General features: G+C 60.3%; 15 protein-coding genes. 1 reads left to right on the plus strand and 14 read right to left on the minus strand.

The features are described from left to right. Positions 1-31 precede the first annotated feature (31 nt). From CKA81_RS06200 to CKA81_RS06210, 3 genes are all read right to left on the minus strand, one after another. Positions 32-1,564, minus strand: a complete 1,533-nt coding sequence (locus CKA81_RS06200) for an efflux transporter outer membrane subunit (RefSeq protein WP_128354519.1) — start codon at positions 1,562-1,564, stop codon at positions 32-34. Beyond that, positions 1,561-4,758 carry an efflux RND transporter permease subunit gene (locus CKA81_RS06205; RefSeq protein ID WP_128354520.1) on the minus strand — a complete coding sequence of 1,066 codons (3,198 nt, stop codon included), beginning with the start codon at positions 4,756-4,758 and terminating at the stop codon, positions 1,561-1,563. Before CKA81_RS06205 ends, CKA81_RS06200 begins: the two co-directional genes overlap by 4 nt. Before the next feature lie 65 nt (positions 4,759-4,823). Then, positions 4,824-6,044 (minus strand): efflux RND transporter periplasmic adaptor subunit, encoded by a 1,221-nt coding sequence (locus CKA81_RS06210; protein WP_128354521.1) that lies wholly within the window; start codon positions 6,042-6,044, stop codon positions 4,824-4,826. A gap of 183 nt (positions 6,045-6,227) precedes the next feature. On the opposite strand from CKA81_RS06210, the gene CKA81_RS06215 reads away from it, so the two are divergent. Then, the gene (locus CKA81_RS06215; RefSeq protein ID WP_128354522.1) at positions 6,228-6,545 is read left to right on the plus strand and encodes a BON domain-containing protein; all 318 of its coding nucleotides are present in this window, start codon (positions 6,228-6,230) and stop codon (positions 6,543-6,545) included. Between the two features lie 78 nt (positions 6,546-6,623). Here CKA81_RS06215 and CKA81_RS06220 read toward each other — a convergent pair whose 3' ends face one another. The 11 genes from CKA81_RS06220 to CKA81_RS17050 form a co-directional block, all read right to left on the minus strand. Then, positions 6,624-7,202 (minus strand): hypothetical protein, encoded by a 579-nt coding sequence (locus CKA81_RS06220; protein WP_128354523.1) that lies wholly within the window; start codon positions 7,200-7,202, stop codon positions 6,624-6,626. 14 nt (positions 7,203-7,216) lie between these two features. Then, complete coding sequence (locus CKA81_RS06225; RefSeq protein WP_128354524.1) at positions 7,217-7,552, minus strand: DUF883 family protein; 336 nt, start codon at positions 7,550-7,552, stop codon at positions 7,217-7,219. Between the two features lie 82 nt (positions 7,553-7,634). After that, positions 7,635-8,636: a lysylphosphatidylglycerol synthase domain-containing protein gene (locus tag CKA81_RS06230; RefSeq protein WP_164878355.1), complete on the minus strand. Its 1,002-nt coding sequence runs from the start codon at positions 8,634-8,636 to the stop codon at positions 7,635-7,637. Beyond that, entirely contained in the window at positions 8,633-9,844 is a 1,212-nt protein-coding gene (clsB, locus tag CKA81_RS06235) for a cardiolipin synthase ClsB (protein WP_128354526.1), read from the minus strand. The genes CKA81_RS06230 and clsB overlap by 4 nt, the downstream gene beginning before the upstream one ends. Beyond that, positions 9,841-10,602 (minus strand): endonuclease/exonuclease/phosphatase family protein, encoded by a 762-nt coding sequence (locus tag CKA81_RS06240; protein WP_128354527.1) that lies wholly within the window; start codon positions 10,600-10,602, stop codon positions 9,841-9,843. The genes clsB and CKA81_RS06240 overlap by 4 nt, the downstream gene beginning before the upstream one ends. 63 nt (positions 10,603-10,665) lie before the next feature. Continuing rightward, on the minus strand, positions 10,666-11,460 hold the full coding sequence (locus CKA81_RS06245; protein ID WP_128354528.1) for an ABC transporter ATP-binding protein: 795 nt from the start codon (positions 11,458-11,460) through the stop codon (positions 10,666-10,668). 1 nt (position 11,461) lies between these two features. Then, positions 11,462-12,352, minus strand: a complete 891-nt coding sequence (locus CKA81_RS06250) for an ABC transporter permease (protein WP_128354529.1) — start codon at positions 12,350-12,352, stop codon at positions 11,462-11,464. Positions 12,353-12,444: 92 nt separating this feature from the next. After that, entirely contained in the window at positions 12,445-13,413 is a 969-nt protein-coding gene (locus tag CKA81_RS06255) for an ABC transporter substrate-binding protein (RefSeq protein WP_128354530.1), read from the minus strand. 125 nt (positions 13,414-13,538) lie between these two features. Further along, positions 13,539-14,309: a spermine/spermidine synthase domain-containing protein gene (locus tag CKA81_RS06260; RefSeq protein WP_228255808.1), complete on the minus strand. Its 771-nt coding sequence runs from the start codon at positions 14,307-14,309 to the stop codon at positions 13,539-13,541. Continuing rightward, positions 14,302-15,483, minus strand: a complete 1,182-nt coding sequence (locus CKA81_RS06265; protein ID WP_128354531.1) for an acetyl-CoA C-acyltransferase family protein — start codon at positions 15,481-15,483, stop codon at positions 14,302-14,304. The genes CKA81_RS06260 and CKA81_RS06265 overlap by 8 nt, the downstream gene beginning before the upstream one ends. 113 nt (positions 15,484-15,596) lie before the next feature. Further along, a complete protein-coding gene (locus tag CKA81_RS17050) occupies positions 15,597-15,740 on the minus strand; it encodes a hypothetical protein (RefSeq protein ID WP_164878356.1) in 144 nt (47 codons plus the stop codon). Positions 15,741-15,839: the final 99 nt, after the last annotated feature.

Here is a 15,839-nt window from a genome sequence, read left to right on the forward strand (position 1 = left end):
GCTGGTGAATGCCACCTCCTATTATTACCTTTTATTCCGTTACTGTCCCCGCAGCGCTTCCGGGCACCTGCCCCGCGGCCGCATTGCTGTCGGCAACCGGCAGCCCGGTAGCGGAATCTTCCAGCCATCCGCCACCCAGCGCCTTATAGAGTTCTACCCGATTCATCAGCGATTCCATGCCGGTTTGCAGGAAGGCGCGTTGCGCGGTGTACAGGTTGACCTCGGCATTCTGCACCTGCAGGAAACTGTCGATGCCGGTCTCGTAGCGCAACTGAGCCAGGCGCAGGGTTTCGGCGGCTGAAGCTTCCAGGTCGCGCAAGGCATCGAGTTCGCCGGAATAAGTGGCTTCTCCGGCCAGGGCGTCGGCCACCTCGCGGAAGGCAGTCTGGACGGTCTTCTCGTATTCCGCCACGGCAATGTTCTTGCGCGCTTCGGCGACATCAAGATTGCTGCGTATGCCACCACCCGTGAAAATCGGTACCTGCAACTGAGGCGAGAATTGCCAGTAACGCTGGCCAGAGCCGAACAGGCCGCCCAATTGCGGACTGGCAAAACCCAACAAGCCGGTAATGGAAATATTCGGAAAGAACGCCGCCCGCGCCGCCCCGATGTTGGCATTGGACGCCAGCAAGGCGTTCTCGGCGCCTATGATGTCGGGACGCCGCTCTAGCAGGTCGGATGGCAGGCCTACCGGTATGGCGGCCAGTATCTGATCACGCCCGAAGACCGCGGGCTGGGGTAGATCGGCTGGGGCTTCCGCGCCCAGCAGCAACTGCATGGCGTTCTTGGCCTGGGCCTGAACCCGGATAATGGCGGCGCGGTCGGCGCGCACGGTGTCCAGTTGGCTCTTGGCTTGAGCCAGATCCAGCGACGAAGCCACGCCCACATCAAAGCGTGCCTTGACCAGGTCGTAGGTATTCTGGCGAGAGAGCAGCGTGCTTTCCATCAGGCCGTCCAGCTGCTGGGCAGTACGCAGGCGGAAATAAGCCTCGGCCACCAGGGACACCAAATTGATATGTACGGTACGCCGTGCCTGAGCCGTTGCCAGATACTGCTGGAAAGCAGCCTCGCTAAGGTTTCTCACACGCCCGAAAAAGTCCAGCTCGAAGGCCGTCATGCCCAGCCCGGCCTGATAAAAGCGGCTGACACTGGGCGCGTCCGGCGACATGCGCATGTTCTCGGGATTGCGAGTCATCTGGGCGTTGACGCCTGCGCCTATCGTGGGATAGCGATCGCTATCGGCCACCCCGTACATCGCGCGCGCCTCTTCGACCCTTTGTACAGCAATGCGCATATCGCGATTATTGGCCAAGGCAATGCGGATCAGGGCTTGCAGTTGCGGATCCCGGAAGAATTCGCTCCAGCCCAGGTCCGAACTGGCGGCGACATCAGGCGCAACCGCGCTGGCGCTATTGGCACCCGTATTCTGTACGGCGTTCTGGTCCGGGTATTGTGCAGGCACCGGCGCATCGGGCCGCTCATACTTGGGCGCCAACGAGCACCCTGCCAGCGCCAGTGATATCAGGACCGGCAATGCCGACCGGCGAAACAAGCTTGAACTCATGCTGAGCCCCCATTGTTGTCAGCTCTGTGCTGCGCTGTGGCCGCCGCGTTGGGTTCGGTGTCATGGGCCGTCGTGGCCTCTGCGCCGAGCAGCCGGGGCCGGGTCTTGAACAGACTTAGCACCACCACAAAGAAGGTGGGCACGAACAGCACCGCAAGCGGCGTGGCCGCCAACATGCCACCCAGCACGCCCAGACCCACTGCGTTCTGGCTGGCGGCACCTGCGCCACTGGCCAATGCAAGCGGCAACACGCCCAAAATGAAGGCGAACGACGTCATCAAAATCGGACGGAAGCGCAAGCGTGCTGCCTCGATGGTAGCAGCCTGAATCGTGCCGCCGCGCGCATAGGCGTCCTTCGCGAACTCGACAATAAGAATGGCGTTCTTGGCCGACAGGCCAATAACCGTCACCATACCCACGACGAAATAGACGTCGCTGGACATGCCTTTGAGCGTGATCATGGCCACCGCCCCCAGCATGCCCAAAGGCACCGCCAACATCACCGACAGTGGTATGGCCCAGCTTTCATACAAGGCGGCCAGCACCATGAAGATCACCAAAACCGCCAGGCCCATCAGTACGCCCGTCTGGCCGCCGGCCTCGATCTCCTGATAAGAAAGACCGGTCCACTCGTAACCAAAGCCCGGAGGCAGCTCTCCGACCAGCCTCTCCATCTCGGCCATGGCATCGCCAGTCGAATACCCGGCCCCTGCTCCACCGCCGATACGAATCGATTCGTAGCTGTTGTAGCGCACGACCTGCACCGGTCCTTCCGTCCATGACAGGTTCACGAACGAAGACAGGGGCACCATCTCGCCCTGACCATTCAAGGCGTTCAGCTTGAGAATATCGTCCGGATTCATGCGGTGGGTTTGGTCGGCCTGAACCCATACATTCTGTACCCAGCCCTGGTTGGTGAACTTGCCCACGTAAGCCGAGCCCAGCGCGGTGGAAACCAATTGAGCCGCCTCGGCGAAATCGACGCCGAGCGCCGCGGCCTTGTCGCGGTCTATTTCCACCTGCAATTGCGAACCAGGCCCCAATCCGGTAACCCGCGTCTGCGATAGCACAGGGCTTTGCGATGCCAGTTGCAGCAACTGCTGCGATGCGGCCATCAGCGCGTCATGTCCGAGGCCACCACGGTCTTCCAGCCTCAGGTCAAAGCCGGAGGCATTGCCCAAAGAGGAAATGGCAGGCGGCACTATGGAGAAGACCATGGCGTCGGGCAAGCCAAACAGCAGATTCTGCATGGCCTTGCCGGAGATCGCCTGGGCCGAGTCTTCGGGACCCTTGCGCAGCGAAAAGTCCTTGAGCGGCACAAAGGCAATAGCCGAATTGAGGCCGTTGCCGTTAAAGCTGAAGCCCTGTACGGTAATGATGTTCTCGACCTGGGGTTGTTGCTTGAAATAAGCTTCGACCTGCTCGATGATTTCTATCGTGCGGTTTGCGGTCGCCCCGCCCGGCAGCTCGATATTGGCAATCACGTAGCCTTGGTCTTCCTCTGGAAGAAAGGCGGTGGGCAAGCGCGTGTACATCCAGCCCATGGCAAGCACCAATACCAGATACACCAGCATCATGCGGCCGCCCCGCTTCAAGCTGCGGGCCACCCACCCTTCGTAACCGCGTGTCGTGCGATCAAAGGAACGATTGAACCAGCCGAAAAACCCGCGCTTGGTGGCGTGGTGCCCCTTGGGGATGGGCTTGAGGATGGTTGCGCACAAGGCCGGGGTGAAAGTCAGGGCCAGAAAAGCCGAGAACGCAATGGACACCGACATGGCAATCGAAAACTGCCGGTAGATGACGCCCACCGAGCCGGACATGAAGGCTAGCGGAAGGAATACCGTGGTCAACACCAGCGTGATGCCAACAATGGCCCCGCTGATCTGCGGCATGGCCTTCCTGGTTGCCTCTTTAGGGGACAAGCCCTCTTCGACCATGATGCGTTCGACGTTCTCGATGACCACAATGGCATCGTCGACCAATATCCCGATGGCAAGCACCATGGCAAACATGGTCAGGACGTTGATCGAGAACCCGAATGCCGCCATGACCGCAAAAGCACCCAGGATAGCCACCGGCACGACAAGCGCCGGTATCAGCGTGTAGCGCACGTTCTGCAAGAAAACGAACATGACCACGAACACCAGCACCATGGCTTCGAGCAACGTATGCACAACTTGCTCGATGGACACCTCGACATAAGGCGAGGTGTCGTAGGGTACGGCGTAAGAGATGTTGTCTGGGAAGTAAGCCGCCAGCTCGTCCATCTTGGCCTTTACACCCTTGGCGGTCGACAGCGCATTGGCTTCAGGCGACAGGGAAATGGCAAAGGCTGCGGTCGGCGTGCCATTCAGGCGGGCGCCAAATTGGTAGTTGTCTGCGCCGACTTCGATTCTGGCCACATCACCCAGGCGGACCGATGACCCGTCCTGGTTTGAGCGCAGCACAATGTTCTCGAACTCTTCCACCGTGGACAACTGCCCATTGACGACGATGGGCGCCGCCACGCGTTGCCCGTCGGGATTGGGCGGCGAGCCCAGGATGCCCGCAGAGATCAGGACGTTCTGGCGGCTGATGGCGTCATTGATTTGCGCCATGCTCAGATTCAAGCCCGTAAGTTTGTCCGGATCCACCCACACGCGCATCGCGCGGCCCGAGGCAAATAACTGGAACTTGCCGACGCCGGGAACTCGCGACACGGGATTCTGAATATTGCGGGTAATGTAGTCCGCCAGGGCGGTCTCGCTAAGCGCGCCATCCTTGGATGAAACGGTTACCACCATCAGGAAACCGGTATTCGTCTGCGACACCTTCAGACCTTGCTGCGCCACGGCGGCAGGCAGCTTGGCGGTAATGTTGGACACGCGATTCTGGACATCCACCTGCGCCATGTCCGGGTCGGTACCCGCCGCGAAGGTAACGGTGATCTCCGCCTGACCATAAGAGTCACTGACTGACTCGTAATACAAGAGCCCCTTGGCGCCGTTAAGCTCATTCTCGATGACACTGGCCACCGAGCTGGCCACGTCCTCGGCCGACGCGCCAGGATAGGTGGCATTGATGGTGATGGCAGGCGGGGCAACATCCGGGTACTGCGACACGGGCATGTTCGGGATGGCCAGCAAGCCCGCCAGCGTAATTGCCAGAGCAACCACCCAGGCAAAAATAGGACGTTCAATAAAAAACTGCGGCATGTGTGCTCACTTTATGTGCATGGAGTCCGCGGATCGCCCAAGGCATCCGCGCCGTCGCGGCATGATCAGCCCTTCGGTGTAGCTTCCGGTTCGGGTTGAGCGCCAGCCGGTCCGCCGGGCTGGCTGCCGGGCTTGGCTCCTGCCTGCTTCCAGGGGATGGGCTGCACCGCCGCCCCCGGCCTGATCTTCTGGAAGCCCTCGACAACAACGACGTCGCCAGGATTCAAGCCCTTGTAGACCAGGAAGCTGCCTTTGATCTGCGGGCCGACTGACACCGCCACGGGTTGCACTTTGCCCTCCCGGACGACATAGACGCTATTGAGTCCATCGGAAGTGCGCTGGATGGCCTGCTGCGGCACCAGCAAAGCTTTTTCGTCCATGCCCTGCTGCAAGCGCACGCGGACATACATGCCCGGGAGCAGGATTTGATCCGGATTCTCGAACTCGGCACGCAAGGAGACCTGGCCGGTGCCGGGGTCAACGCTGACACCCGAGAACAGCAGTTTCCCGGGATGCTCGTACTCGGCACCGTCTTCCAGCAGCACGTACGCCAAGGCGTCGCCTTCTGCCGAGCGCGTCAGTACACCCTCGGCCATCGCACGGCGCAACTGCGCCAACTGATTGACTGACCTGGGGATATCGACATACACGCGGTCCAACTGCTGGACGGTCGCCATCTGCGTCGCCGAAGCGGCGCTGACCAATGCGCCCTCGGTGACCATGGACCTTCCAATGCGTCCGTCTATGGGAGACTCTACCCTGGTGTATCCGAGATTGATGTTGGCCGATTGCAACGCTGCCTTGGCCGCTGCCACTGCCGCCTCGGCCTGGCCCGCCTGAGCGACGGCGTTGTCATACTCTTGGCGACTGACGGCATTGGCCTTGATCAGCTTGGCATACCGATCTGCAAACAAGCGGGCGCTGCGTATGTCGGCTTCGGCATTTTTCAGTTGCGCCGCAGCCTGGTCGCGTTGAGCGATATAAGGTGCCGGATCGATGGTGAACAGTAGTTGGCCGCTCTTGACGTCGCTGCCCTGTTCAAAATTGATCTCCTGGACGATGCCATTCACGCGCGCACGGATCTCGGCTTCCTTGATGGCCTCGACCCGGCCGGGGAGTTCCACAAATACTTCAGTAGGCGTGGGTTCGACAGTCACTACGCTGACGGGAACCTTCATTTCGCCGCCAGCCTGTTGCGGCTTTTCGCCGCAGGCGGCAAGCATGACTAGCGAAGATAGAAGTAGAACTCGGACTTGCTGCCGGGCCGGCAGACGAAGGATCGACATCAATAAGCTCCCGTGCAGCACAACGCCCTCATGGGGCCACGCCGCATCCATTCTGATTTTTAGTAAAGCGTGAGTATAAAGGGAAATTGTTGCAAGCCATAGATTTCGCGGCGGCATATCAATTGCTTCGCACTTTCCCGACCCGTTATAGCGGGGCTTCTTCAGATCACACAGGAGTGCTTCATGATCAGAAACAAACTATCGCGTGCCGTCGTCATGGGTGCTGCCGTGCTGGCGCTTGGCGCTTGTGCCGGTGACCCAACGCCGCGGGACACAGCGCAATACACCGAAGATGCCAGTATCAATACCAACGTGCAGGCTGCAGTGGTGGGTGTGCCCGGGGTTCATGCCAACAATATCCAGGTCACCACCTACGAAGGTGTCGTTACCTTACGCGGGACGGTGGACAACAAGCTGGCAGCGCAAAACGCCATCCAGGCCGCGCGGCAGGTGGCTGGAGTCAAGAAGGTCAATTTCGATCTGCAGTTGGCGCAGCGCTAGCCGCCGCGCGCTCGCCAATACACACAACGGCCCGGTTGGTCACCGGGCCGTTGTGTGGCTTGCAGTGCCGTCGCAAGCCTAAAAGTTCTTTTCCAGGGTCGGGCTGACCAAGGGATCGAAGTCTTCCCATTTGCCATTACGCCAGCGCCCTTGCGCCCGCTCGACCTCTTCGCCGCCGGCGTTGCGCAAGATACGTGCAATATCCTTCTCTTGCTCGGGCGAGGTGTGTACTGCCAGCATCACCCCCGATTGACGACCCTCGTTGGCCTTGGCGTGCTGGGCTTCCCTCGCGCTGCGTCGCGGACGCTCGCGTCCCAGCCCAGAAACGCCGCCCGCCAGCGAACCGATATAGGCGCCGACGCCAGCGCCGCCTATGACAGGCAGCAAGCTGTCCGCGACGCTGTAGCCGATAATGCCGCCCACAATCGCCCCAACCAGGCCCGCAACGGCGGCCACGGCGACCGCGCCCAACGGAGCACCCTTCGAGTTTGGATCGGCTGCCCGGTCCCCGCCCAGTGGATAGCGATCATGCCCGCCCGCCGGGTTGACGAAAAACGTGTGCAGCGCATCAGCGCCGACGCCGATGTCCATCAGCGCCTGCGCCGCTGTCTGAGCGGCATCGAAAGTGGTGAAGCGTGCTGCAACGATCAGGGACATGGCGTTCTCCTCGGTCAGCGACGTTTATTCCCCAAGAGGCAGTGACCGACGACGACGCCGACTGCCCCCGCTACCGCCAACATGCGCCAGGGGTGCTCATGCGCGTACTCGTCAACTGCATAGGTGGCGTGCTGCACCTTCTCACGGGCCAGGCCGTTCCAGCGCTGTGCCTGCTCTTTCGCGGAATCCAACTGAGCCCGCAAGCGCTCGCGCGCCACTTCGATCTCCGCCCCGGTATAAGACGCGGTCGCGCGTAACAGCGCTTCAGTACCGGCAACCAGTTCACTCATGTCAAAGGCAACCCGTTCCTTTTGTCTGTCCATTTCCGCACGGTCTTGTTCTGCATTCATACCGACTCCTTGCAATCGCAGTGAAACATGGATGGCAGGTAGTGCCATCCCTAGTACTTTCAGCAACCCGCGTGCCTGCGGGCTACCTGGGAGAGTAATCCGTCGACGGACCCTGGGCTGCGCCCTCGCTGGCGGGCAGGCGCGCTTCGGCCGCCAAATACCAGACACCGGCGATGAAGAAAGGCACGATGTAATACATGGCGCGATACACCAGGATGGCGCCCAGCACTTGAGAGCGCGGCAAGGCTTCGGACGCCAGCAAGGCAATGAATACTGATTCCAGCACGCCCAGACCACCCGGTACGTGCATCAATGCCCCAATGATTGCGCTGACCAGCAGGGTGCCAAGGACAAGGTGATAGGGCACTTGTTGCAGCATCAGCACGTAGATCACGCCACCCATCAGGGCCCAGTTCAGGGCCGCAATACTGATCTGCACCAGGGCTAATTTGAGCGTGGGAAGCTCGATCGTGTGGCCGCGTATGTCCCAAGAACGGGTACGCGAAAACGCGCACAGCAGCAGGTAGGCCACTCCGGCGGCGATCAGCGCCACGCCAATAAGGCGGAACGGACCGTTACCCAGTTCCCAATTAGAGGGAAGCTGCACGCCGCCCAGGGCGAAGATAACCCCGGCCAGAAACGTATAGCCCATCCAGTTCGTAGTCACACTCAAGGCCATCACGCGCATGATCACGCCTTGCGCCAACCCAAACTTGGAGTACAGCCGCATCCGCAGTCCCAGTCCGCCTATGGGTGCGCCCATGTTCATGGTGAACGCATAGCTGATGAAGCCCACCATCATGACGCGCCACCATGCCACCGGATGTTCGGTATACCACTTACCCAAGAGATCAAAAGTGCTGTAGAGCAGATAACTTGCCAATACGATCAGGCCTGCAATCCATAGCGGCCCGGCCGGCAAGGCGCGTATGGCCTTGACGACCTCCGCCCACTCCACCTGGGTCGCGGCGTAGATCAGCAGCGTAATCACCAAGCCGATAAACACGATGCTCGCCACGCGGCTGATGATGGCCCAGTGTGCTCTCACCCACGCCATGGCCCCACTCCACCAATGGTCGATCATGACTTGCCCTCGTAGGTTTTGTCGGCGGGCGCAGGGATGGACATCAACTGCGGCTTGCGTGCCGGCAGCCATCCCGCCCAGGACGGAAAGCGGCGCAGAAAGTGAAAGACGAAGACACCCACGAATACGCGCTGAATCTTGCGGCGCGGACGGGTCTGGCGCTCCATGAGCCTGCAATGATCCTTTACCAGCACGTCCAGCCGCTCGCGCAAATGCGTGCTGAAGGCCCTGTCGTGGATCATGACATTGGCTTCGAGGTTCAGGGCCAGGCTTAGGGGATCAAGGTTGCTCGAGCCCACCGTGGCCCAGGTATCGTCCATGGTCGCCACCTTGCCATGCAGAGGCCGCTCGCAGTATTCGTAGATCTCCACACCGGCGGACAGCAAATAGTCATACAGCATGGTGGCAACAAAGCGCGCGATGGGCATGTCAGGCTCGCCTTGAAGGATCAACCTGACCTTGACGCCGCGCTTGGCGGCATGGCGAAGGTCTCGCAGAAAGCGATAGCCCGGAAAAAAATAGGCGTTGGCCAAAGTGATACTGTGCTTGGCCGCCCGGATCCCGATCCGATAATGCAGCTCTATGTCGTTGCGATGCCTGTCGTTGTCACGCACAACCAGGGCGGCCGAACTATCCCCATGCGCCCCACCCTGCTGGGCCTGACGGCGGCCCAGGCGGCGCCAGGAGAACTTGGGTCGCACCGGCGCCAGGACCTGTGCCTCGAATTTTGCGATCTCGTCGACCAGAGGGCCGCGTATCGATATGGCGTAGTCCTGCTTGGCAGTCGGGCCAAACTTGATGAGGTGGTCCGCACTGTAATTAATACCGCCGATAAAAGCCAGTGCCCCGTCCACCACCACGACCTTGCGATGCATACGGCGGAACAGATTGGTGCGCACCCCCAGACGCCGCGGCTGCGGATCAAAAACATGAAAGCCCACCCCTACGGCGGTCATGGCCGTAATGTAGTCCTCCGTCAGGTCGGCCGAGCCGTAGCCATCCACCGTAATGTCAACTCGCACGCCGCGCGTAGCCGCCTCGATGACGACGCGCTGCAACTCCTTGCCGACTTCGTCCTCGAAAATAATGAAGGTTTCCAGAATGACGCTGCGTTCGGCTTGGCTGATGGCCTCGAAGACGGCGGGAAAGAATTCCTCGCCGTTCTCCAGCAGTTGCAGCGCATTGCCCGATGTCCACCTTACGGTCATAGCGTCAGCTCCACAGCCAGCGGTGCATGATCAGACAAGTGCCGCCAAGGCCTCGAAGCCAGTGCAACCGGCACAAAGTGCGACACGTTTCTAACATAAATACGATCCAGCTTCAGCAGCGGAAAGCGTGCGGGAAAAGTCCTTGAGACACTGCCATGGGTCTCGTTGAATACTTCTTTCAGGCCGCTGGAGCGCATCAGCGTACGCTGGCCCCGCTGCCGCCAGTCATTGAAGTCGCCGGCCACGACCAAAGGCGCGTCGGGCGGAATTTCTTCGTCAATCAGGCGGCACAAATAGCCCAGTTGGCTGCTGCGGTGCTTCTCCTGCAGACCCAGGTGAACGCAGATCGCGTGGATATTGCGATTAAGCGTCGGATGATGCAGTACGCAATGCAGCATGCCCCGCTTCTCGTGCTTGCCTATCGAAACGTCCAGGTTGTTATAACGCTTGATGGGAAACTTGGACAATAGTGCATTGCCATGGTGCCCAGACGGATACACGGCGTTGCGGCCATAAGCGTAGTCACCCCATATGGAATCAGCCAAAAATTCATACTGGCTGGTGGCCGGCCACCGCGCAAGCTTCGAAGCATGGCGATCATGGGCGCCCAGCACCTCTTGAAGGAAAACAATATCCGCGTGCGTCGCCCTGATCGCATCGCGAAGCTCATGCAAGATGAATCGGCGGTTGAATGCCGTGAAGCCCTTGTGAGTATTTACGGTGAGAATTTTTAGAATTATGGCGTCCTCTTGGTTCATGGTTGGCTGGCCGCGATTGTCACACCTCCGCGGTTACAGCAAGCGCCATGCCCAAGAGGCTTTTTAGCTTAGCAACAGCCCGTCGTCCGCCAACGTTTCGCCCCGCACCCGCTCGAACATGTGCAGCAGGTCGGGAACATCCAGTCCTTCACGCTCGCTGCCCGAGACATCCAACACCACGTTGCCCTGGTGCAGCATGACCGTGCGTTCGCCCACATCCAGTGCCTGACGCATGCTGTGCGTAACCATCATGGTCGTAAGCTTGCTTTCCAGCACGATGCGCTCGGTCAGGTCCAGTACGAACTGCGCCGTGCGCGGATCCAGTGCGGCAGTGTGTTCGTCCAGCAGCAAAATGCGGGATGGACGCAAGGCCGCCATCAAGAGGCTGACGGCCTGTCGTTGGCCGCCGGAGAGCAGGCCGATGCGATCACTAAGCCGGTTCTCCAGCCCCAGGCCCAACATGGCCAGGCGCTCGCGGAACTCGTCACGCATGGTGGTCTTTACGGCCCTGCCGAAGCCGCGCCGTTCTCCACGGCTGTAGGCCAAGGCAAGGTTCTCTTCGATGGTAAGGTCTTCGCAGGTGCCTGCCATGGGATCCTGGAACACCCGCGCCACACGGCTGGCGCGATCCCACACGGCCTGGCGCGTGACGTCCTGCTCGTCGATGTGTATGGTGCCGCTGTCGACCGACTGGTCGCCCGACACTGCATTAAGCAAGGTGGACTTCCCGGCACCATTGGAACCAATGACGGTAACGAACTGGCCCGCCGGTATTTCCAGCGACAAGCCCCGCAGCGCCCGTGTTTCTATCGGGGTACCCGGGTTGAAGGTCACACTGAGATTCTTCGCGCTTAACATGTCAACGCCCTCCTTTGCCGCGCAAGCGCTGTTTCAACAGCGGTATGACCAGTGCCACAGTTACCAGCACAGCCGTGACAAGGTTCAGATCTTGAGCCTTCAGTCCGACAAAGTCGGCGTTCAGCGCCAGGGCAATAAAGAAGCGGTAGAGCACGGCGCCCACGATAACGGCCAGCGTGATGATGGCCATGCGCCTCGACGGCATGATGCTTTCGCCGACAATCACCGCCGCCAGGCCGATAACGATCGTGCCTATACCCATGGAAATATCGGCACCGCCTTGCGACTGCGCAAACAGCGCGCCGCCCAGGGCGCACAGCGCATTGGAGATGGCCATGCCGGCCAGTATGCGGCCGCCGGTGGCAACCCCTTGCGAGCGCGCCATGCGGGGATTGGACCCCGTCGCACGCATGGCCAGGCCGGCCTTGGTGGAAAAATACCAATCGAGCGCGAATTTGATGACGATGACCAGGGCAAGCAGGATAAGTGGCCGGCCCACGTAATCGGTGATGCCTTCGGGCTGCAGTATGGTAAATACCGTCGGCTCGGAAATCAGCGGAACGTTAGGGCGCCCCATGATGCGCAAGTTGATGGAATACAGCGCGATCATCATCAGGATGCTGGCAAGCAGATCCATGATCTTCAGCTTCACATTCAGCCAGCCGGTAATCATGCCGGCAATGGCGCCGGCAAAAGTGGCAATCAGCGTCGAGCTGAACGGGTCCATGCCCGCACTGATCAAGGTGGCGGCAACCGCGCCGCCCAACGGGAAGCTGCCATCGACGGTCAGGTCGGGAAACCGCAAGATGCGAAAAGAAATCAGCACGCCCAACGCAACCAGGCCGAAAATCAGGCCGATTTCGAGCGCACCCCACAACGAGTAAATAGACATGGTTTTAGCCGGTGAAACCAAAAAACAAACAGGCGGGCTGTCGACAAACAACCCACCTGCTCTGTTGAGACGTCAAGAACGGGGCCTTGCGCTTACTCGATGACTTGCGTGGCCGACTTGACGAAAGCTTCGTCAAGTTTGACGCCCTGCTTCTGTGCCGCGCCAGTGTTGACGAAGAGCTCGAGCTTGTCGCTGGTTTCGGAAGCAATGTCGCCCGGCTTCTCGCCCTTCAGGATGCGGATGACCATTTTGCCGGTCTGCAAGCCCAGGTCGTGGTAGTTTACGCCCAAGGCGGCGATGGCTCCACGCTTGACGCTGTCGGTATCCGAAGCAATAAGAGGGATCTTGGCGTCAGTGCCAACCTTGACCAATGCCTCGTAGGCCGAGACCACGTTGTTATCGGTATTGGTATAGATGACGTCAACCTTGCCCACAAGGCTGCGGGCCGCCGCGCCAACGTCCACGGTACGCGCGGCCGTTGCTTCGACCAGTGTCATGTCGGCCGCGCGGAGCAGCTCGCGCATTTGCTTGACGACCACGACCGAGTTGGCTTCACCCGGGTTGTACACCATGCCTACCCGCTTGGCTTGCGGCACGACTTTCTTGATCAGTTCCAGTTGCTTCTCGAGCACCAGCGCATCGGACACGCCGGTGACGTTGGTGCCGCTGGGGTCCAGGGATGCAACCAACTGCGCAGCGACCGGATCGGTCACGGCCGAATACACGACGGGTATGGATTTGGTGGCCGCCACAACTGCCTGCGCCGAAGGCGTGGCAATAGCCACGATGATGTCGGGATTGTCGCCCACGAACTTGCGTGCGATCTGGGCGGCTATGGCCGTGTTGCCCTGCGCCGTCTGGAACGCCCACTTCAGGCCTTTGTCTTCGGTGTAGCCGGCGGCGGTAAGCGCCTCTTTGACGCCATCCTTGATTGAATCCAATGCAGGGTGCTCGACGATGGACGTTACTGCCACCGACTGGGCGACAACCGGGGTATGCGCCAATGCGCCAACAACAGCTGCGGCTGCGAACGCCAGTTTGGCGGACTTGCTAAACTTCATATGAAGCTCCTTCACATAGGGAAAAGCGGCGTGGAAAGCCTCGCCGCGGATGGCCGTAAGTCTAACCCGTTAAATGCCGGTTTGCCGCAAGGGATATCCCTGCAAACCGGGCGCTGGCCAGCGATCTACACCACCAGCGTGTCGCGACGGCGCTTACCCGAAAGGATGGCCCTGGCCCAACGCCTGGCTGGTAGCCCGTACTGCGATTCCACCTCTTCGGCGCGCTCCATGAAGCGTCCGGCCGAGACATCAAGCACCGGCCCCTTGAATGCCAGCACAACCCGATTGCCCGCATCGATCTCGGGCAGCTCCAGCATCCGTCCGCCAAATGCCTGGCGGATATTGTCCAGATTGGGGGCAAAGCTTTCGTGGCTTCCAAAAAGATTGACCGTCATGATGCCCGTGTCGGCCAGGGCGCGATAACAGCCCTGATAAAAAGCCAGCGAGTCGCAGACCGGGCCTTGTGCGTGGGCATCGTACAAATCAACCATCAAGGCCGTGTAGCGACCAATATTCTCGTTGTCCTGCGCCCATCGGTCGGCATCCCCATGCCATATCTCGGAGCGCGACGACTCGGGCAGGCGGAAGTACATGCGGCAAATGGCAGTGACGGCCGGATTCCACTCCACGGTTTGCGTGGAAGCGCGCGTGTGCTTCAACACAAAACGCAGCAGCGAACCCGCGCCCAGCCCCAGGATGGCAACCTTGTCTTTACGGCGTGGCTCCAGAAACAGCAGCCAGCCCATCATCTGTTGCGTGTACGCCAGCACCAGCTCGGACGGTTCGGCCACCCGCATGGCGCCTTGTACCCATTCCGTACCAAAATGCAGGTAACGAATGCCGTCATACTCGGACAAGGTCGGATCGTCGTCCAGCGACGGCCCGCGTTCAGACACGTTCGAATACGGCGGCAATGCCCTGCCCTCCACCGATGCACATTGTGACCAGCGCGTAGCGGCCCTGTATGCGGACGAGTTCGTGCAATGCCTTGACGGTGATGATGGCCCCCGTTGCGCCGATGGGATGGCCCAAGCTGATGCCGCTGCCGTTGGGATTGGTCTTGGCGGGGTCAAAGCCCAATTCTTTTGACACGGCACAAGCTTGGGCGGCAAAGGCTTCGTTGGCTTCGATGACATCCAACTGGTCCACGGTGATGCCGGCACGCTCCAGCGCAATGCGCGTCGCCGGTACCGGGCCGATGCCCATGATCTTGGGGTCGACACCCGCATGCCCGTATGAGACCAGGCGCGCCATGGGCTGCAGCCCACGTGCCTTGGCAGCCGAAGCAGTCATCAACATCACCGCGCCGGCGCCGTCGTTCAAACCCGATGCGTTGCCGGCAGTGACCGTACCGTTTTCCTTGAGGAACACGGGACGCAGCTTGTCGAAGTTTTCTGCGGTGGCGCCCAGGCGCACGTGCTCGTCCGTGTCGAACACGACCTCGCCCTTGCGGGTCTTCTGGACCACCGGCACGATCTGGTCCTTGAAATAGCCTTTCGTGATGGCCGCCTCTGCACGCTGATGCGATGACAGCGCAAGCGCATCTTGTTCTTCACGGGTGATGGCGTACTGGCTGGCAACGTTCTCGGCTGTGATGCCCATGTGCACCTTGTCGAAAGGATCGGACAAGGCGCCGGTCATCATGTCCAGCATGGCGCTGTCGCCCATGCGGGCACCCCAGCGATGCGCAGGCGCGATATAGGGTGCGCGGCTCATGCTCTCGGCACCCGCGCCGATGGCCACTTCGGCGTCGCCCAGCTTCAACGCCTGGGCGGCGGAAATAATCGCCTGCAGTCCCGACCCGCATAAACGGTTTACGTTGAATGCTGGCGTGTTGTGGCCAATCCCGGCGTTAACCGACGCCACCCGCGACAAATACATATCGCGCGGCTCGGTATTGATGACATGGCCGAACACCACATGGCCGACATCGGGCGCCGCCACCTTGCTGCGCTCGAGCAAGGCCCGCAATACCGTTGCACCCAAGTCGCAAGGCGCCACATCTTTGAGCGCCCCGCCAAAGTCTCCGATGGCAGTGCGGCACGCACCAACGACAACAACATCTTCCATTATGATCTCCCGGTAGAATGGCCACAGGCAATATTGAATAATAACGCGGCCTTATTGCAGTGCAAAAAAAAAGGCAGGGCGATGCCCTGCCCTGCCATGCGAACGAGAAGAAGTTACTTGGTGCCTTCTTCCGCCGGAGTCGTCTGCTTGGACTCGTCGCTGCCGTCTTCGTTAGCGTCATGCTTCGCAGCGGGAGCCACCCAGTTCAGCGGCTCGATAACAAAAGGCTGCTTGCGTGTCGTTGGTTTGGTTGCCATGCTTGGATCTCCTTGATGATGCATTACAAGGGGCGCACCGTGCGCCCCTGTACTCTTCTAGGGTACCCTATCAGGCTAAATAAAGCCAATTAGCTCAAT

The sequence above is a fragment of the Pollutimonas thiosulfatoxidans genome, from assembly GCF_004022565.1.
Lineage (GTDB): Bacteria > Pseudomonadota > Gammaproteobacteria > Burkholderiales > Burkholderiaceae_B > Pusillimonas_D > Pusillimonas_D thiosulfatoxidans.

What these genes read in the sequence shown, in the direction of transcription:
- CKA81_RS06225 (WP_128354524.1), bottom strand. Translation starts at nt 7,552, where the DNA reads ATGAATGCAGAACAAGACCGTGCGGAAATGGACAGACAAAAGGAACGG.
- CKA81_RS06205 (WP_128354520.1), bottom strand. Translation starts at nt 4,758, where the DNA reads ATGCCGCAGTTTTTTATTGAACGTCCTATTTTTGCCTGGGTGGTTGCT.
- clsB (WP_128354526.1), bottom strand. Translation starts at nt 9,844, where the DNA reads ATGACCGTAAGGTGGACATCGGGCAATGCGCTGCAACTGCTGGAGAAC.
- CKA81_RS06230 (WP_164878355.1), bottom strand. Translation starts at nt 8,636, where the DNA reads ATGATCGACCATTGGTGGAGTGGGGCCATGGCGTGGGTGAGAGCACAC.
- CKA81_RS06240 (WP_128354527.1), bottom strand. Translation starts at nt 10,602, where the DNA reads ATGAACCAAGAGGACGCCATAATTCTAAAAATTCTCACCGTAAATACT.
- CKA81_RS06220 (WP_128354523.1), bottom strand. Translation starts at nt 7,202, where the DNA reads ATGTCCCTGATCGTTGCAGCACGCTTCACCACTTTCGATGCCGCTCAG.
- CKA81_RS17050 (WP_164878356.1), bottom strand. Translation starts at nt 15,740, where the DNA reads ATGGCAACCAAACCAACGACACGCAAGCAGCCTTTTGTTATCGAGCCG.
- CKA81_RS06210 (WP_128354521.1), bottom strand. Translation starts at nt 6,044, where the DNA reads ATGTCGATCCTTCGTCTGCCGGCCCGGCAGCAAGTCCGAGTTCTACTT.
- CKA81_RS06265 (WP_128354531.1), bottom strand. Translation starts at nt 15,483, where the DNA reads ATGGAAGATGTTGTTGTCGTTGGTGCGTGCCGCACTGCCATCGGAGAC.
- CKA81_RS06215 (WP_128354522.1), top strand. Translation starts at nt 6,228, where the DNA reads ATGATCAGAAACAAACTATCGCGTGCCGTCGTCATGGGTGCTGCCGTG.
- CKA81_RS06250 (WP_128354529.1), bottom strand. Translation starts at nt 12,352, where the DNA reads ATGTCTATTTACTCGTTGTGGGGTGCGCTCGAAATCGGCCTGATTTTC.
- CKA81_RS06255 (WP_128354530.1), bottom strand. Translation starts at nt 13,413, where the DNA reads ATGAAGTTTAGCAAGTCCGCCAAACTGGCGTTCGCAGCCGCAGCTGTT.
- CKA81_RS06245 (WP_128354528.1), bottom strand. Translation starts at nt 11,460, where the DNA reads ATGTTAAGCGCGAAGAATCTCAGTGTGACCTTCAACCCGGGTACCCCG.
- CKA81_RS06200 (WP_128354519.1), bottom strand. Translation starts at nt 1,564, where the DNA reads ATGAGTTCAAGCTTGTTTCGCCGGTCGGCATTGCCGGTCCTGATATCA.